Annotated in this window: 17 protein-coding genes; 10 read left to right on the top strand and 7 right to left on the bottom strand. The window is 71.3% G+C overall.

Annotated elements, in window-relative coordinates; all coding sequences use genetic code 11:
• The first annotated feature begins 3 nt into the window (after positions 1–3).
• The 5 genes from ACZ434_RS27410 (at position 4) to ACZ434_RS27390 (ending at position 8949) form a co-directional block, all read left to right on the top strand.
• Positions 4–879, top strand: coding sequence for a carbohydrate ABC transporter permease (locus ACZ434_RS27410; protein WP_468460384.1), 876 nt, complete (start codon positions 4–6; stop codon positions 877–879).
• 147 nt (positions 880–1026) lie between these two features.
• Positions 1027–2637, top strand: a complete 1611-nt coding sequence (locus tag ACZ434_RS27405; protein WP_468460381.1) for a glycoside hydrolase family 13 protein — start codon at positions 1027–1029, stop codon at positions 2635–2637.
• A 153-nt stretch (positions 2638–2790) separates the two neighbouring features.
• Positions 2791–3801 (top strand): LacI family DNA-binding transcriptional regulator, encoded by a 1011-nt coding sequence (locus ACZ434_RS27400; RefSeq protein ID WP_468460379.1) that lies wholly within the window; start codon positions 2791–2793, stop codon positions 3799–3801.
• A 229-nt stretch (positions 3802–4030) separates the two neighbouring features.
• Positions 4031–7408, top strand: a complete 3378-nt coding sequence (locus ACZ434_RS27395; RefSeq protein ID WP_468460377.1) for a CARDB domain-containing protein — start codon at positions 4031–4033, stop codon at positions 7406–7408.
• A 191-nt stretch (positions 7409–7599) separates the two neighbouring features.
• Positions 7600–8949 (top strand): GOLPH3/VPS74 family protein, encoded by a 1350-nt coding sequence (locus tag ACZ434_RS27390; protein ID WP_468460375.1) that lies wholly within the window; start codon positions 7600–7602, stop codon positions 8947–8949.
• 39 nt (positions 8950–8988) lie between these two features.
• Here the strand turns inward: ACZ434_RS27390 and ACZ434_RS27385 are convergent, their stop codons facing one another.
• A complete protein-coding gene (locus ACZ434_RS27385) occupies positions 8989–9471 on the bottom strand; it encodes a hypothetical protein (protein ID WP_468460373.1) in 483 nt (160 codons plus the stop codon).
• Positions 9472–9480: 9 nt separating this feature from the next.
• Positions 9481–10920 carry a hypothetical protein gene (locus tag ACZ434_RS27380; RefSeq protein ID WP_468460371.1) on the bottom strand — a complete coding sequence of 480 codons (1440 nt, stop codon included), beginning with the start codon at positions 10918–10920 and terminating at the stop codon, positions 9481–9483.
• A 205-nt stretch (positions 10921–11125) separates the two neighbouring features.
• On the opposite strand from ACZ434_RS27380, the gene ACZ434_RS27375 reads away from it, so the two are divergent.
• A complete protein-coding gene (locus tag ACZ434_RS27375; RefSeq protein WP_468460369.1) occupies positions 11126–11350 on the top strand; it encodes a hypothetical protein in 225 nt (74 codons plus the stop codon).
• A complete protein-coding gene (locus ACZ434_RS27370; protein ID WP_468460367.1) occupies positions 11347–11724 on the top strand; it encodes a DUF6415 family natural product biosynthesis protein in 378 nt (125 codons plus the stop codon). Before ACZ434_RS27375 ends, ACZ434_RS27370 begins: the two co-directional genes overlap by 4 nt.
• A gap of 250 nt (positions 11725–11974) precedes the next feature.
• Here the strand turns inward: ACZ434_RS27370 and ACZ434_RS27365 are convergent, their stop codons facing one another.
• The gene (locus tag ACZ434_RS27365; protein WP_468460365.1) at positions 11975–12661 is read right to left on the bottom strand and encodes a ScbR family autoregulator-binding transcription factor; all 687 of its coding nucleotides are present in this window, start codon (positions 12659–12661) and stop codon (positions 11975–11977) included.
• A 171-nt stretch (positions 12662–12832) separates the two neighbouring features.
• On the opposite strand from ACZ434_RS27365, the gene ACZ434_RS27360 reads away from it, so the two are divergent.
• Positions 12833–13819: a ScbA/BarX family gamma-butyrolactone biosynthesis protein gene (locus ACZ434_RS27360; protein ID WP_468460363.1), complete on the top strand. Its 987-nt coding sequence runs from the start codon at positions 12833–12835 to the stop codon at positions 13817–13819.
• Positions 13820–14321: 502 nt separating this feature from the next.
• Here ACZ434_RS27360 and ACZ434_RS27355 read toward each other — a convergent pair.
• The 3 genes from ACZ434_RS27355 to ACZ434_RS27345 form a co-directional block, all read right to left on the bottom strand.
• Positions 14322–15086 carry an SDR family NAD(P)-dependent oxidoreductase gene (locus ACZ434_RS27355; RefSeq protein WP_468460360.1) on the bottom strand — a complete coding sequence of 255 codons (765 nt, stop codon included), beginning with the start codon at positions 15084–15086 and terminating at the stop codon, positions 14322–14324.
• A 109-nt stretch (positions 15087–15195) separates the two neighbouring features.
• A complete protein-coding gene (locus ACZ434_RS27350; RefSeq protein ID WP_468460358.1) occupies positions 15196–16440 on the bottom strand; it encodes an acyl-CoA dehydrogenase family protein in 1245 nt (414 codons plus the stop codon).
• Between the two features lie 32 nt (positions 16441–16472).
• Positions 16473–18032, bottom strand: a complete 1560-nt coding sequence (locus ACZ434_RS27345) for an FAD-binding oxidoreductase (protein ID WP_468460356.1) — start codon at positions 18030–18032, stop codon at positions 16473–16475.
• A gap of 809 nt (positions 18033–18841) precedes the next feature.
• On the opposite strand from ACZ434_RS27345, the gene ACZ434_RS27340 reads away from it, so the two are divergent.
• Positions 18842–19432, top strand: coding sequence for a replication/maintenance protein RepL (locus tag ACZ434_RS27340; protein WP_468460354.1), 591 nt, complete (start codon positions 18842–18844; stop codon positions 19430–19432).
• Between the two features lie 20 nt (positions 19433–19452).
• Positions 19453–19851, top strand: a complete 399-nt coding sequence (locus ACZ434_RS27335; RefSeq protein ID WP_468460352.1) for a hypothetical protein — start codon at positions 19453–19455, stop codon at positions 19849–19851.
• A 179-nt stretch (positions 19852–20030) separates the two neighbouring features.
• Here the strand turns inward: ACZ434_RS27335 and ACZ434_RS27330 are convergent, their stop codons facing one another.
• Positions 20031–20918, bottom strand: coding sequence for a GNAT family N-acetyltransferase (locus tag ACZ434_RS27330; RefSeq protein ID WP_468460350.1), 888 nt, complete (start codon positions 20916–20918; stop codon positions 20031–20033).
• Positions 20919–21008: the final 90 nt, after the last annotated feature.

Below are 21008 nucleotides of genomic sequence, written 5' to 3'. Positions count from 1 at the left end.
ATCATGTCCACGCGCACGCTCATCTCGCCGGCCCAGCTCGCCAAGCCCCGCGGCAGGCGCCTGTACCGGGCGGCCTTCGCCCTGGTCGTCGGCGGCTTCACCCTGGTGTTCCTCGGACCCCTGTACTGGCTGGTGTCCAGCGGCTTCAAGGACGCCCAGGAGGTGATCCGCACCCCGCCGACCCTGCTGCCCGGGACCTTCGCACCCGGCAACTACAGCCGCGCCTGGGAGGTCATGGACCTGTCCTCCCTGCTCTTCAACACCCTCTACTACGCCTTCGGCGCGCTCGCCTTCCAGCTCGTCCTCGACGTCGCCGCCGCCTACTCGCTGTCCAAACTGCGGCCCGTGTTCGGCAAGGCCGTCCTCGGCATGATGCTGGCCACGCTGATGATCCCGGCGACCGTGCTCGTCGTACCGCAGTACCTGACGGTGCTGGACGTGCCGGTCATCGAACGGAACCTGCTCAACACCCCGTGGGCGATCTGGCTGCCGTCCGTCACCAACGCCTTCAACATCTTCCTGCTGAAGCGGTTCTTCGACTCCATCCCCAAGGAGCTGCTCGACGCCGCCGCCATGGACGGCGCGTCACCGATGCGCGTCCTGTGGTCGATCGTCCTGCCGATCTCCCGGCCCATCCTGGGCGTGGTGTCGATCTTCGCGGTCGTCGGTGTGTGGAAGGACTTCCTCTGGCCGATGCTCACCCTGCCGGACCCGGCCAAGCAGACCCTCAACGTCGGTATCTACTCGCTCTCCAACGGCGTCCCGGTGAACGTCCTCATCGCGGCCCTGACGATCGCCTCGCTGCCGACACTGATCATCTTCCTGATCTTCCAGCGCAACATCATGAGCGGCCTCACCGCCGGCGGCCTCAAGGGCTGACGCGCCCACCGGCGGACCCGCCTCTCCCCTGAGCCTTCGCCGCCGTCCCGTGAACACACAACGCCCCGCCGGCCCGGGACGGCGGCGAAGAACCACTCCCGCCCGAAACGAACAACTCCCGAGACGAACCACTCCTGCCCGAAAGGAATGCCCGTGGCAGCCCCTCATCCGTCCCGCACCGGCAACTGGTGGCGCGACGCCGTCATCTACCAGGTGTATCCCCGCAGCTTCGGCGACGGCGACGGCGACGGCACCGGTGACCTCGCGGGCGTCCGGGCGCGGCTGCCCCACCTCGCCGACCTGGGCGTCGACGCCGTGTGGTTCACGCCCTGGTACGCCTCCCCGATGGTCGACGGCGGCTACGACGTCGCCGACTACCGCGCCATCGACCCGTCCTTCGGCACCCTCGACGAGGCCGAGAAACTGATCGCCGATGCCGCCGAACTCGGCATCGGCGTGATCGTCGACATCGTCCCCAACCACGTCTCCGACCGGCACCCGTGGTTCCGGGCCGCGCTGGCGGCCGGCCCCGGCAGCCCCGAGCGGGAGCGGTTCCACTTCCGCCCCGGCCGGGGCGAGCACGGGGAACTCCCGCCCAACGACTGGCCCTCGCAGTTCTCCGGCGACACCTGGACCCGGGTGCCCGACGGCGAGTGGTACCTGCACCTGTTCACCCCCGAGCAGCCCGACCTCAACTGGGCGCACCCCGACGTCCGCGCGGAGCACGAGGACATCCTGCGCTTCTGGTTCGACCGGGGAGTCGCGGGCGTCCGCATCGACTCCGCCGCCCTGCTGGTCAAGGACCCCGCACTCCCCGACCACACCGAGGGCACCGGTCCCTGCCCGTACATCGACCAGGACGAACTGCACGACATCTACCGCTCCTGGCGGGCGATCGCCGACGAGTACGGCGCCGTGTTCGTCGGCGAGGTCTGGCTGCCCGACGCCGAACGCTTCGCCCGCTATCTGCGCCCCGACGAACTCCACACCGCCTTCAACTTCAATTTCCTCGCCTGTCCCTGGGAGCCGGAGCGGCTGCGCCGCGCCGTCGACGACACCCTCGCCGAGCACGCCCCCGTCGGCGCCCCCGCGACCTGGGTGCTCTGCAACCACGACGTCACCCGCACCGTCACCCGGTACGGCCGTGAGGACACCGCCTTCGACTTCGCCACCAAACGCTTCGGCACCCCCACCGACCTGGCGCTCGGCACCCGCCGCGCCCGCGCCGCCGCCCTGCTCACCCTGGCCCTGCCCGGCTCGGTCTACCTGTACCAGGGCGAGGAACTGGGGCTGCCCGAGGCCGACATCCCGCGCGACCGCATCCACGACCCCATGCACGTCCGCTCCGGCGGCACCGATCCCGGCCGTGACGGCTGCCGCGTCCCGCTGCCCTGGGAGGCCGGAGCACCGTGGTACGGCTTCGGCGCCGGCGCCGAGCCTTGGCTGCCGCAGCCCGACGGGTGGGCGCGGTACGCCGTCGACCGCCAGCGGACCGACCCGGAGTCGATGCTCACCCTGTACCGCGAGGCGCTGTCGCTGCGGCGGTCCGAGAAGGGTTTCGGCGACGGCCCGCTGACCTGGCTCCCCGCGGCGGAGGGCGTCCTTGCCTTCGCCCGCGCCGCCGGCCTGGTCTGTGTCGTCAACCTCTCCGAGCGGCCGGCCGCCCTCCCGCCGTACCGGCGGCTGCTGCTGGCCAGCGGACCGCTCCTCGCCGACGGGAGCCTGCCCCGGGACACGGCGGTGTGGTTGCGCGCCTGACACGCCCCCGTCCCACCGGCCGCCGTCCGCTGTCGTGCTGTGCGCCGCCCCCGGAGCCGTACGTAAGGGCCGTACCGCGTTTGCGTCGCCTCCGGGTCGGAACATGCGAATGGACTGCAATCCTCTTGCGGTTCTTGCGTTAGTCTTGCGTTCATGACGCGACGACTTGCTCAGGTGGCGAAGAAGGTCGGGGTCAGCGAGGCCACGGTCAGCCGTGTCCTCAACGGCAAGCCCGGGGTGTCCGAGGCGACCCGCCAGTCCGTGCTCACGGCGCTCGACGTGCTGGGGTACGAGCGGCCGACCCAGCTGCGCGGCGAGCGCGCCCGCCTGGTGGGACTGGTGCTGCCGGAGCTGCAGAACCCGATCTTCCCGGCGTTCGCGGAGGTCATCGGGGGCGCGCTCGCCCAGCAGGGGCTGACGCCCGTGCTGTGCACGCAGACCAAGGGGGGCGTCTCCGAGGCCGATTACGTGGACCTGCTGCTCCAGCAGCAGGTCTCCGGGGTGGTCTTCGCCGGCGGCCTGTTCGCGCAGGCCGACGCGCCGCACGAGCACTACCACCGGCTGGCGGAGCGCAACATCCCCGTCGTCCTCGTCAACGCCTCGATCGAGGGACTGGACTTCCCCTGCGTGGCCTGCGACGACGCCGTCGCCGTCGAGCAGGCCTGGCGCCACCTCGCCTCGCTGGGCCACGAGCGGATCGGCATGGTCCTCGGCCCCGCCGACCACGTGCCGTCCCGCCGCAAGCTGGAGGCCGCCCGGGCGGCGGCGCGGGAGGCGGGCACCGACCTGGCCGAGGAGTACGTGGAGCGGTCCATCTTCTCGCTGGAGGGCGGCCAGGCCGCGACCGCGCGTCTCCTCGCCCGGGGGGTCACCGGCATCGTGTGCGGCAGCGACCCGCTGGCCCTGGGCGCGATCAGGGCCGCCCGCCGACGCGGGCTCCGCGTCCCGGCGGACGTGTCGGTCGTCGGCTTCGACGACTCCGCCTTCATGACCTGCATCGAGCCGCCCCTGTCGACCGTCCGCCAGCCCATCGAGGCCATGGGCCGCGCCGCGGTCGACCTGCTGTGCGCCCAGATCCAGGGCACCCAGACGCACCCCGGCGAGCTGCTCTTCGAGCCGGAGCTCGTCGTCCGCGGATCGACCGCACCGCCGCCGGCCCGCTGACCCTCCGAGGTCCGCCCGAGCCCCGGTACGCCCTTGGCGTGCCGGGGCTTCTTTTTGTCGTGACGGTGACAGAACGGTTGACAAAGCATTCACCCGGTAGAAACCTGAGCCCTCGACCACGCAAATAAGACACAGAATCGCTCAAGAAAGTGTCTTGCTGTCACAGTCACCCACCGGCGGGCGGAGCCCGGACACGGCCCGCACCCGGATGGATCGTGGAGAGGCCACCATGAGAGGCACACACCTGAGCAGACGGCTGGGGGTGGGTCTGCTGACAGCGGGCCTGATCTCCGTCGGCCTGCTGCCCGCCGCCCCCGCGCACGCGGCGGCGGCACCGACCAACCTCGCCCTCGGCAGAGTGGCGACGGCCGGGGGAGCGCACGGCGGCTACCCGGCGGTCAACGTGACGGACGGGAGCCAGCAGACCTACTGGGAGGGCCCGGCGGGCTCCTTCCCGCAGTGGGTCCAGGTCGACCTCGGCACCACGGTCGACCTGGACCGCGTCACCCTGAAACTGCCCAGCACCTGGGAGGCGCGGTCCCAGACCCTCGCCGTCCAGGGCAGCACCGACGGGAGCTCCTTCAGCACCCTGGCCGAGGGAGGGGCCCGCTCCTTCGCCCCGTCCTCGGCGAACACCGTCACGCTCGACCTGCCGTCGGCCGAAGCCCGGTACGTCCGGGTCCGGGTGACCGCCAACTCCGGCTGGAACGCCGCCCAGTTGTCCGAACTGGAGATCTACGGCGAGGACGACGGCGGCCCGGTCGACCCGCCCCCCGAGGGAACCGACCTGGCGCGCGGCAAGCCGGTCGAGGCCACCTCGACGACCCAGAACTACGCGGCGACCCACGCCAACGACGACAACACCGGCACCTACTGGGAGTCGGCGGGGTTCCCGTCGAGCCTGACGGTGAAGCTCGGCGCCGACGCGGACGTCTCGGCCGTCGTCGTGAAACTGAACCCGGACCCGGTCTGGGGCCCGCGCACCCAGTCCCTGCAAGTCCTCGGCCGCGCCCAGGGCGCCGCCGGCTTCACCAGCCTGAAGGCGCGCGCCGACTACGCCTTCAGCCCCTCCCCGGACCGCAACACCGTCACCATCCCGGTGACCGGCCGCGTCGCAGACCTGCGGCTGACCGGCTTCGCCAACTCCGGAGCGCCCGGCGTCCAGGTCGCCGAGCTCCAGGTCCTCGGCACGGCCGCGCCCGCCCCGGACCTCGTCGTCACCGGCCTGGAGTGGACGCCGGCGGCGCCGTCCGAGAAGGACGAGGTGACGGCTCGGGTCACCGTCCGCAACGCCGGCAGCGACGCCGCCCCCGCCACCACGGTGGACGTCAGCGTCGAGGGCACCGTCGCGGGCTCCGCCCCGGTCGCCGCGCTCGACGCCGGGGAGTCCGGGACGGCCGAGGTCACCCTCGGCAAACGCCCGGCGGGCTCGTACACCGTCTCCGCGGTCGCCGACCCCACGGACACCGTCGCCGAACTGGACAACAGCAACAACAGCCGCACCGCGGCGGACAAGCTGACCGTCGCCCAGAGCCCCGGCCCGGACCTGCGGGTCACCGGCATCACCAGCAACCCGGCGGCCCCCGCGGTCGGTTCCCCGGTCTCCTTCACCGTGGCGGTGAACAACCGCGGCACCACCCCCGTCCCCGCCGGCACGGTCACCCGCCTGACCGTCGGCGGGACCACCCTCGACGGCAGGGCACCGTCCATCGCCGCGGGCGACACGGCCCAGGTCGCCCTCCAAGGCACCTGGACCGCGACCGACGGCGGCGCCACCCTCACCGCCACCGCCGACGCCACCGACACCCTGGAGGAGACCGACGAGAACAACAACGTCCTCGCCCGCTCCCTCGTCGTCGGCCGCGGCGCCGCCGTCCCGTACACCGAGTACGAGGCCGAGGACGGCCGGTACCGGGGGACGCTCCTGACCACCGACAAGAAGCGCACCTTCGGGCACACCAACTTCGGCACCGAGTCCTCCGGCCGCGAGTCGGTCCGCCTGGACGACACCGGCGACCACGTCGAATTCACCTCGACGAACAGCGCCAACTCCCTCGTCGTCCGCAACTCGATCCCGGACACGGCGGGCGGCGGCGGCCGGGAGGCGACCCTCAGCCTGTACGCCGACGGCGCGTTCGTGCGCAAGCTGACCCTGTCCTCCAAGCACAGCTGGCTGTACGGCGACACCGACGACCCCGAGGGCCTGACCAACCGCCCCGGCGGTGACGCACGGCGGCTGTTCGACGAGTCCCACGCCCTGCTGACCGAGACCTACCCGGCGGGCACGAAGTTCCGCCTCCAGCGGGACGCCGGTGACACCGCCGCCTTCTACGTCGTCGACCTGATCGACCTGGAGCAGGTCGCGCCCCCCGCCCCCAAGCCCGCCTCATGCACCTCGATCACCGAGTACGGTGCCGTGCCCAACGACGGGATCGACGACACCGACGCGATCCAGCGCGCCGTCACCGCCGACCAGAACGGCGACATCGCGTGCGTGTGGATCCCGGCCGGGCAGTGGCGCCAGGAGCAGAAGATCCTCACCGACGACCCGCTCAACCGCGGCAACCACAACCAGGTCGGCATCCGTGACGTCACCCTCCGCGGCGCCGGCATGTGGCACTCCCAGCTCTACACCCTCACCCCGCCGCACGAGGCGGGCGGCATCAACCACCCGCACGAGGGCAACTTCGGCTTCGACATCGACGACAACACCCAGATCTCCGACATCGCCATCTTCGGCTCCGGCACCATCCGGGGCGGCGACGGCAACGCCGAGGGCGGAGTCGGGCTCAACGGCCGCTTCGGCAAGAACACCAAGATCAGCAACGTGTGGATCGAGCACGCCAACGTCGGCGTCTGGGCCGGCCGCGACTACTCGAACATCCCCGAGCTGTGGGGCCCGGGCGACGGTCTGGAGTTCACCGGGATGCGGATCCGCAACACCTACGCCGACGGCATCAACTTCGCCAACGGCACCCGCAACTCCACCGTCCACAACTCCTCCTTCCGCAACACCGGCGACGACTCCCTCGCCGTGTGGGCCAGCAAGTACGTCAAGGACACCTCCGTCGACATCGGCCACGACAACCACTTCCGCAACAACACCGTCCAGCTCCCGTGGCGGGCCAACGGCATCGCGATCTACGGCGGCTACGGCAACACCGTCGAGAACAACGTCGTCTCCGACACGATGAACTACCCGGGCATCATGCTCGCCACCGACCACGACCCGCTGCCCTTCTCCGGGCAGACCCTGATCGCGGGCAACGCCCTGTACCGCACGGGCGGCGCGTTCTGGAACGAGGCGCAGGAGTTCGGCGCCATCACGCTCTTCGCGCAGGGGCCGGACATCCCCGGCGTGACCATCAGGGACACCGACATCCACGACTCGACGTACGACGGCATCCAGTTCAAGACCGGCGGCGGCGCGATACCGGGAGCGAAGATCTCGGACGTCCGCATCGACGGCTGCGTCAACGGCTCCGGCATCCTCGCGATGGGCGGAGCACGCGGCAGCGCCACGCTCACCGACGTGACGATCAGGAACTGCGCCGAGGGCGAGATCGTCACCGAACCCGGCTCACAGTTCACCATCAACCGCACCTGACCACCTCCGCACCCCGGCGGCGGCCCGTCCCAGGGCCGCCGCCCCGTCGACGCTCGCCGGATCCGGCTGCGGCGAGGGCGGTCCCTCAGCCCCGCATGGGCCGGCGGGTCGGCAACCTGTCGGCGGCCTTCCGCGTCCCCTTCCCAGGGGGAAAGACGGACTCGGGATGGAGACGCATGTGGAAATGGCGAGTGACTCTCAGTCTGGTTCTCTTCGCGTCAGCCGGGCTCGCGGGACTGATCGCCTGGTTCGTGGGGAGCGGAGGTCTCATCTGGCAGCTCGCCATGGGGGCTGCCGCCGTGTTCCTGGCCTGGAAGGGATGCGGAGCACTGTGGGGCAGGATGGAACCGCCGCCGCGGAACGCCGCAGGGCCGGACCGTTCCCGGCCGGCCGGGGTTCCGGGGCCTGACGGGCCGCCGACGTCTGCGGGCGCGCCACGCGCGGGAGGCGGCTCCGGGGACGTCACGCTCGCGCCGCCGGACGCCGCCGCGTGGCCCGGGTCCCACGAGGTCGCCAAGGCGACGGGCAGCGCCCTCGCCGGCGCCCTGCGGGTCATGGGCCGGACCGTGGTCGTGCTGCTGCTGATCATCCTGGTACCGGCGATGATCGGCCTGCTTGTCTGGGGCATCGTCGAGCTGTCGAAGGGCCACATGGTCGAGGGCATCGCCCTGCCTCTGGCCGCCGTGTTCCTCGCGTCGTACTGCTGGGGCCCGCTGCGCGACATGTGGACCGGTGGCTCGGACGAGTCCGACAGCTCCGGGACGCCGGAGCACGGGCGACCGGGCCACGGCTCCGACGGCGTGGTGATCGCAGATCCCCTGCTCGACCCCGCCCTCCCCCTCCCGGAACTCTCCCTGCCGGAAGAGTTCCTTCTCCTCTGCCACATCGAATCCGGTGAGGTCCTGGACGCCGAGCAGGCCAGGATCGGATGCGCGGTCGCCGAACTCGGCGAACTGGCGCTGCGCCGCAGGCTCCAGGCCGTCCCGGACAAGAAGTTCAAGGTCTTCGGGATCGATGCGTACTGGAGGTCCGGCCGGATCCGGCTGCTGGACACCACGCCCACCGGGCTCGCCTGGGCCGACGGAATCCTGGCCGAACTGGAGCGCCGGACCACCGCCGAGGGGGAGTCGCTCGACCTGCGTGAGTGGCTGCTGCTACGCGGCGAGGACGCCTTCCTGCATCACAGGTCGGCGCTGCTCGACCGCACGGTGCTGCTGCACGACCACAGCGGAGAGCTCCACTACGCCGACGCCGCCCTGCGCAACGCCCTCATCGTCCGGCTCCGGGCCGTCGTCGCCGAACAGGCCCCGCTGGACGAGCACATGCTGTTCCTGTGGGACCTCGTCGACGCATCCGACGTGGCCGAACACCTCGGCCTTCGCCTCCGCCCCCGGCAACGGCTCGACCGCGCCAAGGGGGTGGGAGCGGTGGCGGCCCTCCCCCAGGACGTCCGGGACACCAGTACGGTGCTCTCCTTCGCCATCTCGAAGAGCAGACAGACCGCGCCCGACAGCGGGGGCGGAGACGGGGGCGGCGAGTAACGGCCTGCGGCCAGCCCCCGAAGGTGTGAGGGCGGTCCCTCAGCCGCGCATGGCGCCGGCGGGCCAGACCACGTCCACCGGCAGACCCGACGCCCGGGCCTCCTGAACCGTGTCCGCCGTGCCGCCGCCCTTGCCGCTCGGGGGCGTGCCGTCCCAGACGGCGACCAGACGGCCGGCCCGGTGCAGCAGCGTGCGGTTGGCCTCTTCGTAGGCGGCTCGGTTCGCCGTCTCGTGGTCGAGTACGACGACATCGTCCGCAGCCTGCACGAGCCGATCGAATGTGTCGGCGTGGTCGGGTTTGACCTTGCTCTGCCGGTAGTCCTTCGAGGGGATGACCACGACCAGGCTGCCACCCAGCTCGAGAACGACCTCGGCGAACAGAGTGTCGGATCCCCTGGCGATGCACGAGACGCCGGTGAGGCCGTCGGCATGAGGTGTAAGCGTCATGCGCAGCGCATCGCGTACGAGGGGCACGCTGCTGTCGGTCAGATCCATGTGCCCGGTCACGGCGATCGTGGTCACGGCGCTCCTTCAGTTCGACAGGACATCGCGGATCCTTGCCCGCGCCTCGCCGACCGTACGTGATGCCGACCGGCCCACGGTGTACGGGTACAGCTGTCCGAGCTGGATGCGGACACGGCTTGAACGGGTCCGGGCAGCAGCGTCGACTGCATGGTGCGTGTGCTCGACCGCGCCGGTCAGATCCCCCATCAGGAAGTGGCACTCCGCAAGCCCGATCAGATCCAGTGCGTGGCTGCGCCCGGCTTCGCTGCCACGGTCGGCGAGCGCGCCGCGGATGCTGTCGGCGGCGGCCTGCGCGTGCCGAGGGTCCTCGCGGGCCATGTCCAGCAGCCGGCCGCCGGTGACGCCGGCGAGTTCCGCCTTGTCGAAGTACGTGATCCAGTAGGGCTCGTGGCCCTCCGCTTCGGCGAGGGCCTCGGTGGCCTCGCTGGTGGCCCGGCGGAAGGCGGTGGACCTGCCCATGGAGGCGTAGGCCCACGCCTCCCTGGTGTGAAGCATGGCTCGTACGCGGGGGCCGGACTTCTTCGTGGCGCCCTTCTGAGCGAGGTGCACGAGTTCGAGGGCGTCCTGCGGACGGTCCCGGTACAGCATCTGCCGTGCCATACCCGCCAGGACGTTGGCGCCGTAGGCGACGTCTCCGGCGGCGTGGGCGGCGCGCAGCGCCAGCAGGTAGTAGCTCTGGGCCTGCTTCTGGTGTCCTGAATCCCACGCCATCGTTGCCGCGGTACCACCGAGGTGGGCCATCACCTGGAAGAGGCCCCGCTCGACGTCCGGTGCCTGGTGCTCATCCAGGAGGCCGGCCACTTCGTTGAGCTGGCCGACCACTGCCTTGCGGCGCAGGCCGCCGCCGAACTTGTGGTCCCACGCTCGGAAGGCGCGGGCGGTCGCCTCCAGCTCCCGCACCTCCTGCTGACCGACCCGGCCCGGGCGGCGCTCACGGTCGGCGGTGGGTGCCGGCTGGAGCCACGCCTCCACGGAGTCGAGCAGGCCGGCACCGGACAGTCCTGCGCCGGCGAGGGTGCGTGCTGCGGTGCGGCGGTCCATCACGAGATCACTCCTGGTCAAGTCTGCGGCCAGGTGCACGGTCACTACGGGACGCCAGGGGGCGTCGTCGGAGGGAGATGCAGCCGGCGGTGTCGGCGGGTCCGGAATGTCGGGCTGAGTCTCCCAGGGGCGGGCCGCGAGGCCGACCATGTGTCCGGGGATGCGCAGCCCGTCGGCGATGCGGCAGATCACGTCGAAGCTGGTGACCCGCTGCTGTCCGCCGATGATCGTGGAGACCTTGCCCGGGGTGAGTCGGCAGGCCGCCGCGATGCGGTTCTGGGACAGGCCGCCCCACTTCTTGATCAGTGAGAAGGCCGCGGCGAAGTCGTGCTCTGCCAGAGCTCGCTTCACGTCGTCTCTTTCGAGGACTTCGGGGGCGAGCGGGCCGGGGGTGATGGTGTCCATGGGCCAACTTCCGCAGTGATGGTAGGCGCTCCGTTGCGCCCTCGCGGAACCAGTAACGAGTGTATTACCGCCTCGGTAACCCCCACCGGTCATACCGGAGTTGCGTCCGTACGACGACGCTCGACGCGTGGACGAACGAGGCCCCGGCGACCGCGTCGTGAGCGGCCCCGGGGCGTGGTCAACGCTGCGAAGGAGCGTCAACCCCATGAACGCTACAGCCCCTCCGAAACCCGCCGTCAAGCCGAAGCCCGGCGTCAAGATGACGATCCAGGTGTACACCGTGAACGCGCAGGGGACCGTCGTCGAGGACCGGGGCGAGGTGGTCGCCGTCGGCTTCGAGGAGGACCCGGCCGTACTCGCCCCCGGCTCCTTCGGATTCCCGCCCTGCCGGTGCCCCCGCCACCGCGCCCGTCAGGCGGTGGCCCGGTGAATGCCACCCGCCCGAACACCCGGACCACGCCCGTCGACATCGCCACGATGCGCGACACCGTGAATCGGCTGCTGGACCCTGACGCCGTCCCCGAGGCACTGCCGCCGACCGGTGACGAGCTCCAGACGCTGACCGCCCTCGTGCGCGGCCACATCGAAGTGCTGGCCCCCGAGGTGGAGGCGGCTGCCCGGACACTGAAGCCGGGCAGTACCCGCCGCTGCACCACGCTCGGCTGCGTGTGGGAGGCCCGCAGCCGGCTGGAGGCGCAGCCGTCCCCGCGGTTCGGTGGTGCGCCCGGCTACGCCCGCCGACTTGCCCGCACCCTCAGCGCCCTGTGCGACCACTACGAGACGCTCACCGGTCCCGCGCGGTGAGCACGGCCCCGCCCATCCGCCGGGCCTGCCTCGACCCGATCCCGGACCCGGACCCGGGCGACGCCGTGTACCTCGGGCACGAGGACGGGAATCCGGCTCGGTCTTGTCCGCGGCGAGGGTCAGTCCCGTCCCGGCGAGCGCGACGGAGCCGTGTGCCCTGCCGCGCGGCGGGGCGCCGCCCTCGAACCTATGCCGGCCAGGCCTGTGTGCCGAGGGGCCGCCGCGGTCCCCCTGCCTGCGGCGGACCCGTTCACTCGGCCTCGGACTCGGCCTGCTTCTCGCGCTGTTCCTGCTCGACCCTGGCCATCAGCCGTTTGCCGCGGTCGACCGTGATGTCCAGCTGGTCGTAGGTCTCGGGGGTCGCGATCACCCGGGCGAGTCCCCGGTAGAGCACCGCTATCCGTTCCTCGAGGTCACCGCGGTCGCTCATCACCTCCGACATCAGCTGCACGCCGCTGAACGAGCCGACGATCATCTGTGCGGCGTCGGAGATGTCGACGTCCGGCAGCAGCTCGCCGCGCTCGTCCGCCTCGGTGAGGATGCTGAGGTGCGCGTCGATCCACGCCTGGTACGGGACCCGGCGGTTGAGCTCGTGCACCTGGTCCACCGCCAGCCGGACACTGCCCTGCAGCATCCGGTCGAAGGTGAGGCGGTGCGCGACGAGCAGCCCCATGTCGAGCGCGTCCTGGAGCTTGACCGTGCGCTCGCCGGGCGGCACCTCCAGGTAGCCGATCTGGCCGCCCACCTGCTCGTCCAGGACGGCCTGTGCGAGTTCCACCTTGGACGCGAAGTGGAAGTAGAAGGCTCCTTTCGTCACCCCGCACCGCTTGTAGACGTCGTAGATCGTGGCCCCCGCGTAGCCGTGTTCGGCGAAGACCTCCCCGGCTGCGTCGAGGATGGCTTTCCTCGTCCTGACCGCACGCTCCTGTCGTGCCACGCGGCCTCCCATCTGTGCTCAGCCGTCCCGGAAGGACGGCTTCCTGTGCGTGATCGGCGGGCCCGTCGTCGATCCCATTGAAAAACAAACCCGCATGCCTGTACTTTACCGACCGCGGGGGGCGTTCAGCCATACCTCACCGCGCGCACCTTCACCGACGAAGGGACAGCAATGACTTCGAGTGCTATGGCCTCACAGACCCGGGAATTCCGCAAAGGGGCGTACCACGCCTTATTCCCGCAGGTCACAGCCGTAAGACAGCCCGTCGCCCCGGCACTGCCGGTGGGCCGGGAGCTCGTGCACCGGGCACGGCCGCAGGATGTGCTCCCCACCGGATCGACCCGTCACGACGACACCAGCTTCACGGTTTCCGCACGTCTGCCCCATCACCACCGGCTCTTCATGACGTCCGACGGCCGGTACACGGCCTCGTACGTGCTGGAGGCGATCCGGCAGACGACGCTCCTCGTCTCGCACGCCGAACTCGGCGTCCCCCTGGGCCACCACTTCGTGATGTGGGACATGGGCCACCGCCTCGACGTGGACCTGCCGGCCTCCGGCAGCGCCCCCGAGGAACTCACACTGGACGTCGAGGTGACCGACCTGCGCCGGCGCGGGGCCGTACCGTCCGGGGTGGCGCTGGACATGACGATCCGTGCGGCGGGAGACACCATCGGCTCCGGCTTCATCCGGTTCAACATCACCTCGCCCACCGCGTACACCCGCATACGCGGGACCCGCCCCACCTCCGGCCTCCCGACCCCGGCACTGCCCGACCCGGTGGATCCGCCGACCGTCCACCACACCCGGGAGTGCGACGTCGTCCTCGCCGCTTCGGACCGGCCCGGCCGCTGGCAGCTGCGGGCCGACCCGGCCAACACCCTCTTCTTCGACCGGGTCAACGACCACATCCCGGCGATGGTCCTGGTCGAGGCCGCCCAGCAGGCCGCCCGCCTGGTCGTTCCCCGCAGCAGGGGCCGGTTCCTCCCGTCGTCCTCCAGGATGAACTTCAGCCGCTACGTCGAGCTCGACGAGCCGTGCTGGATCGAGGCCCACCAGGACACCACCGAGGACGGAACGACCTCGGTGCGCGTGACCGGTCACCAGAGCGAGCAACTCGCCTTCGTGATCGAGTTCGCCGACACCGCCGCCCGGTAGGGCACCGCGGCGCGCACGCCGCCTTCCCGCGGGAGACCGCCCGGCAGGGCCGCCGTCCCGCTCCCCGACGGAGCCGAACCACCGTCGACGTCGTAGTCGCCGTCGTAGTCGTAGTCGTACGAGTCCGTGAACGAGCCCCTTCCCAGGGTGCCGCCCCGCCGTCTGCTCGTACCGGTCTCCCCCCACGGTCTGTCCCGGCAGAGCACGTCATCGGGTGTTCCCCGCGTGCCCGCGACATCCACCGATCCCCCCACCGATCCCCCCACGGATCCCCCACGGATCCACCCGCGGGTCCCTCCACGGGTCCTCCATGGAGTCCCTCCAGCGACCCGTCCGCGGGTCCCCCACGGATCCCACCGCCCCGTCACCGCCCGCACTCCGGCGGAAGAGCCCCCGTCATACCTGTACGCCGAAGGGGCCGCCGCCCTGCGCTCCCGGGTCCCGTCCGCGCCCCACCGCGCCGGGACCCGGGAGTCCGTCCTGCGCGCGGCGCCATGCCCGGTCACCGGATCGTCCAGCCGCCGTCCACCGGCACGGTGGCGCCGACGACGAACGAGGCCCGGTCGCTGCCCAGCCAGGCGGCCGCCTCGGCGATCTCCTCCGGGCCGGCCAGCCGCGGCAGGGGAGTGGCGTCGCGGATCAACTCCTCGGCGCCCGGCTGCCGTTCGAGCCAGTCGTCCAGCATCTCACCGCGCGTCGAACCCGGCGCGATGGCGTTGATACGGATACCGCGCGCCGCGTACTCGGCCGCCGCCGCCTTCGTCAGCCCGACCACGGCGTGCTTGGAGGCGATGTAGGGCGCCGCGACGGGGGTGGCGACCAGCCCCGCCGTACTGCTGGTGTTCACGATGGCACCACCGCGCGGCAGCATCGCGCGGATCTGGTGCCGCATGCAGTTCCACACCCCGCGCACATTGGTGTCCATGATCAGGTCGTACAGCTCGTCCGCCGTCTCGTGCAGCGGCACCTGGGGGGCCGCCGCGCCCGCGTTGTTGAAGGCGACGTCCAGCCGGCCGAAGCGGGCGAGCGTACGGTCCACCGCGGCGGCCACCTCGGCACCGCGCCTGACGTCGGCGGTCGTGAACTCCGCCTCGTACCCCGCGCCGCGCAGCTCCTCGGTGAGCGCCCGCAGTCTCTCCCCGCGACGGGCCACCAGCATCACCGCCGCGCCGTCGCGGCAGAACACGCGGGCGGCCGCGGCACCGATCCCGCTGCTCGCCCCGCTGATGAAGGCGCACTTACCTGCCAGAGGGCCGTCCTGCTGCATGATCCCCAAACTATCGGAGGAGTGTCTTCCGCTATCGCCCGTGGGCGTCAATTGACCTGATCCCTCCGCCATTTCGCCGGAGTTCGCCCCGACGGCACCGGCCGGCCGCTCAGTCGACGAGGCCCACGACGTAGGCGTTGTGCGGGACACCGCCCAGGAGACGGGCGCCTGCGGACTGCAGGACCTGGTCCTGGGCGACGACGTGCTGGCACATCGTGTTGAGGTCGCGCAGCCAGCGGTCCAGCACGGACGGCCGGTACACCGCCGAGGTCGCCACCAGGTCGAAGAGGGACGCCACCACGGAACGGGCCGTACGGAAGGCGCCCGCCCGCGCCAGCACCGTCGCCACCTGCTCGTCCGGCGTGGGTACGTCGCCGGCCTGGAGGATCTCCCACTGCTCGCGCAGGCTGCCGTAGACGGCGTACCGGGCCGCGGCCAGGTCCATCTCCGCCCGGGCGACGGCCGTCTGGACGCGGTAGCTCTCCGACCACGGCGTCCGCGTGGCGCGGTCGATACGGGTCGCGGCCATCCGCCGTACATGGTCGATCGCGGCACGGGCCACCCCGAGCGGCACGCCCGGCATGTTGCGCAGCACCGCGTCCGACGTGGCGGCGGCCCCGGTGACCCGCGGCCGGGCGAAGCTGAACGTGTACTCCTCGGGCACGTACAGGTTCTCCGCGCGGTAGTCCCTGCTGCCGGAACCGGCCAGACCGGTCGAGTACCAGGTGTCCTGGACCTCGAAGTCCTCGACGGGAGCCACCACGATGCGCCAGTTGCCCGGCGCTCCCGGCGCTCCCGGCGCATCGGGCGGCCCGGGCTCGAGTTCGCCGCCGCGGGTGACCAGCACACCGCCGACGACCCAGGTGCTGTGGGTGATCCCGCTGCCGAAGTGCCACTGCCCCGTGACCCGGTAGCCGCCGGGCACCCGCTCGGCCCGCCCCATCGGCATGATCGCCCCGGCGGTGGCGGCGTCCGGGTCGGCCAGCAGCCGGCGCGCGACGTCCTCGCCGAGGAATCCCGCGTAGATCGGGGTGTCCATGCCGATCATCGCGCACCAGGCGGCGGAGGCGTCACCGATCGCCAGGGCCTCCACGACCTCCGTCTGCTGCACGGCGTCGAGTGCGGGACCGCCCCACTCCCTCGGACGGGCCATACGGAAGACACCCGTCCCGCGCAGCAGTTCGACGACGTCCGGTGGCAGCTGCCGGCTGTTCTCGATGTCCTCGGCCCGCTCGCGCAGCCGGGGCGCGACGGCGCGGGCCCGCGCCAGGATCTCCTCCGCGGTGAGACCGGCGGGGGCGGGGGCGGCGCTCTGCTCGGCGGAGACGGAATCCAGCAGGTCGATGAGGCTCATGGGACGCTCTCCTTCCCGACGCGGCGCGGCAGTTACGCGTAACGCCCCGCGGCGATGACGTGGTGGGGGTCGACGGCATCCTTCAGCCGCCGGGCGAAGGCCCGCGCACCGGTGCCCGCGGGCAGCAGGTCGGCCCAGTGGGTGTGATCGATGTCGAGGCGGTAGGGAATGAACCCCTCGCCGGTGAACAGTTCGTAGAGCCGGTCCAGCGCCCGGTGGGCCCGCTCGGCCTCCCCGCCGTCACGGCCGCCACCACTGCTACGGCCGCCATCGCTGCCGTGGCCGTCACGGGCGAACCGCATCGTCACGACGCAGTCGACGACATCGGCGCCGAGCGCGTTGAACGTGACCCCGCAGCGGATCCCGCTCTCCACACGCACCTGCTCGATCAGTTCGTGCGCCCGCGCCAGCGCCGCCCCGCTGAACGGCACCAGCGGGAGGAAGAACAGGAAGCCGCCCTCCTCGTCCAGCCGGGCGGCCGGGCGGCCGGTCTTCGCCTCGAACAGCGCGTCCGTCGGATCGGGATCACCGGCGTACGCGCGCTCCACGCGCACGGCGACATCATGGTGGGCGGCGGACGGATCGACCGCGTCGGAGTCCGACACCGCGGTGAACACGCGGGACCTGACGGCCTCGACGGTGAGGATGCCGCTCAGCGCGTCCACGACCTCCGGCGTCCCGTCGACGCACACATGGACCAGGTACTGGCCCGGCTCGCTGCCGTACGCCCGGGCGGCGACCTCGTTGTAGATCTTCACCACGCCGCGTGCCAGCCCCTGTGCCACCCAGCGCCGCACCTCGGCGGTGGCCGCCTCCACCTGGTCGGGGGCGAAGTTGAGCCGGACCACCCGCAGCGCCTCGGGCCTCGGCAGCAGCCGCACCGTGGCCGCGGTGACCACGCCGAGGGCGGACTGCACGAACAGCTGTACCAGCGAGGGGCCGAGGCCGTGGGTGTAGACCGGGGTGGGCCGGTCCGGCTCGGGCCACCAGCCGACCCGGATGAGCTCGCCGTCGGGCAGGACGACCTCCAGGCCCGCCAGGTCCTCCACCCGCTGGTGGCGCAGGCCCACACCGCGGTCCAGGGCGTTGCCGACCACGCTGGTGTGCGCGGAGGAGGCGGTCACGTTCAGCATGCGCGCACTGCCCTCGAGGAGCCGGGCCAGCCGCGCCTGGGTGACGCCGGGTTCCACGACGGCCCAGCCGCCGGTGACGTCGACGTCGCGGATCTGGTCGAGACCGGACAGGTCGAGCACGACCGCCCCGTCCTGCGCGGGCTCACGCGAGCCGAGTCCCCAGTTCCCGCCGGTGCTGAAGGCGTGCAGCACGGCGGTGGTCTCCTCGGCGGTCTCCTCAGTGGTCTCCTGGGCGGCGAACAGCTCCACGACGCGCCGCACCTCCTCGGCCGCGCGCGGCCGCACCACCCCGAAGACGGAACGCGAGCGGTAGAGGCCGACGTTGGGCCCGAGCGTGGTCGCCGGGTAGGTGACCCGGTCCGCCCCGACCACCTGTGCGGCCTTGGCGAGCACGGCCCGGAGGCGGTCGGTGGCGGGCTCCGGGTGCCTGGTGGTGGTCGCTTCGGGAAGAACGGTCATCGAAACACCTCGAAGGTCGTGCCGACAGCACTGCGGATGTGGTGCACGCCGGACTGCCAGGTGCCCACGCCTCGCCGCGTGCGCCTCTCCACGCTAGGAAGCCCGGCGCGTTTCGATTCCCGCGTTCGCGCACACCCACTTAGTGGTTCGCGCACACCTTCCGCTGTCGAAATCGGCCTCCACCCCCCGGCCTCGGCCCCCGAACGGACGGTGTGAGGCCCGCGGCCGACCGACTGGATGCGGAGGTACGGAGTCCTACGGGCCGGAGGCTCGGAGGACGGCCCACCCCCCGGCCGTCACCACGCCTTCGCTGCTGCTTTTTCCGTCATGGCCGGCACCACCCGAGACTCGGCACCGCTGCTGCTGACCAGGGCGTTCACCGGGCAACGGCGCCGCACGCGAAGCGAGATGAGCCACGGGGGTCTCTTTTATTAAGAGGGATTTCCGGAAACCCGCCTCTGACCAGTGGGTTTACGTAAGCAAATGTCGGCGGCCACCGACATTACGGGTCCCTGAATGTCGTTGAGCACCGACATTCGGAGGGGAAACATGCGTCTGTCCGCAACTTCCGCCGAAAACATGCGGACAGACGCAACTCTCCCTCCCTGAACCGCTTTGCAGGGACTGCGGGAGGCCGTAGGGGGCCGACACCCGGCCGGACCACCCGGTTCCGTATCGGCGTCGGAGAAGGGGCCTCCGCGGCGCCACCGCAGACTTGCCGTCAGTCGCAACTCTCCGGCGTGGAACATGCGGATGGACACAACTTTTGCCGTACAGTGCCGGGCACCTGTATGCGAAAGGACCCCCACATGGGTGAATCTGCACAGCCCCTGCGTGGATTGCGCGAGGGGCCCGAACCACGGCAGGCGAGACCCGTACGGGCTGTCAGAGCCGATGACGGACCGGACCTCGCGCGCCTCATCGCCGAACAGTTCGGCAAGACCCCGGTGCACGAGGTGAAGACGACCGTCTACCGGCGGCCGCCGCACGACATGCTCGGCGCCGACGGCTACTCACTCGTCAGCAACTACTTCCTGCGGCGGGTGCTGCCCTACTGCCTGATGCACAACGCCATCACGAAACTCCAGTCGGCGGTGCTGTCGAACATCATCGGCCGGCAGAAGAAGGGCAGGATCGCGGTCACCCACGCGGAGATCGCGGAGGAGCTCGGTGTGAAGCGCACCAGCATCGGCCACGCGCTGAACGCCCTGTGCGAGAAGAACCTGATCCACCGCACCAAGAGGTCGACCTATCAGCTCAATCCCCGTGTGGCCTACAACGGCAACGGGCAGGAGCAGTACGACTTCCTCGCCGAACTGCGCGCCCTCGCCCTCGACTCCCGCTTCCCCGACGAACTCTCGCCCGAACTGACCCGGCTCCCCGGAACCGGCACCGGCTGACGGAAGGGATACTCATCGTCATGCTCTTCAACACCACGGGCCTGCTGGGCATGCTCCACCAGCTCCGGCTGACGCCGACGGCCATCGACGTCCTGTCGGTGATGGTGGCCCGTCAGCAGCCGGGCGGGGAGGTCGGCATGAACCAGTCGGAGATCGACGAGATCCTCGGTGTGGGCCAGGCCTCCATGAGCCGTGCCATGGCCCTGCTCGTCGAGCGGGGCATCGTCCTGCGCTCCGGAGGCGGCCGGGGCCACCGCTACGCCCTCAACCCGGCCGTCGCCGGCTACGAGTCGCAGACCGAGCTGGAGAAGGAGATGACCCAGCTCCTGGCCGTGGGCGGCCCCCCGTCCATCAAGGTCCCCGGCTACACCAAGCGTCCCCCCAAGCCCGGCAAGGGCGGCCTCCACGCCGTCGCCTGACCACCGGGAAAGCAGCAAGGCCCCGGCAACCGCCGGGGCCTCCTGCACCTGTACGCGAAAGCGCGTCCTCCCCAGTATGCCCGCGCGGCCGGCGGAGGGCCACGCGAAGGGGCGCAGGGGCTGAGGAAACGCCACCAGGAGCCGGACGGGGCGGCGCCGGCGAGGTGGGCAACGGATTCTCACCCGGCTTGCGGTGCGGCGGAGGAGAACCTGTATCCGGCGAAGTCGGCGAGGTGGACATACCCGATGCGCTGGTAGAGGGCGTTGCTGGTGGGGTTGTCCGGGTCCGTGAACAGGACCACGTCCGTCGCCCCCGCGGCCAGCGCGGCCCTGCTCGCCTCCACCGCCACGGCTCCTGCGTAGCCGCGGCCGCGGAGGTGGGCGGGGGTGTAGACGGGGTCCACCCGGACCATGCCGCCGACGACCGAGGTCGCGGCCGCCATCGAGACGGGGGTGCCCTCCGGGGTCTCCCAGAACGTGAAGTGCCGGTCGCCGAAACGCGACTCCTCCCAGGAGCCGGCGTCGATCACGTCGATGGAGGACTGCTCCCCGACGTCGACACAGAACTCACGGCACCAGCGCACGACTTGCTCACGGTCCCGGCCGCCCGTGAGGCGCCCCTGGCCTTCCGGGCGCGGCCGCGGTGGGGTGAGCGCGCCGAGACGGTAGAGATGCGTCCGCCAGAAGAGTTCCGCGGCCGCGCCCGTGTGCTTCTGCCATGACTCGGCGAAAGCCCTGGCGGTGTCGCGGTCGGCGATGACGTTGGCGGGTGAGTGGCCGAGGCCGGCCAGGTGTGCGGCGAGGTCGTCGGTCTGCTCGTCGGAGAGGGGCGTGAGGCCCAGACGGCCGCGCGGAGTGAGATAGAAGATCGCGCGGACCTCGCCCCGTACCTCCAGCCGGCCGAGAACGGGCGCTTCGGCGTCGTGACCGGCCGCCCTGCCCATCCGCAGCTTCGCGATGTCCGTCAGCGGCGTGTTGTGCAGGGCGGCGCGCGAGGACAGGAAGCCCTCGGCTCGCGCGAGGAAGTCGTCGACGTCATGGGTGAGGTGCCAGTCGTCCGGAAGCATGCTTCATGATCCCGGACGACCTCGAATCGGGGACTGCTTACCCAACATCCTCGGCCACCTGACCGACTGCTCCCGATCAGCCGCGCAGCT

The organism is Streptomyces sp. NPDC030893, assembly GCF_055571535.1.
Note: the sequence above shows the minus strand (reverse complement) of the source record. Positions and strands in the feature narration are given on the sequence as shown.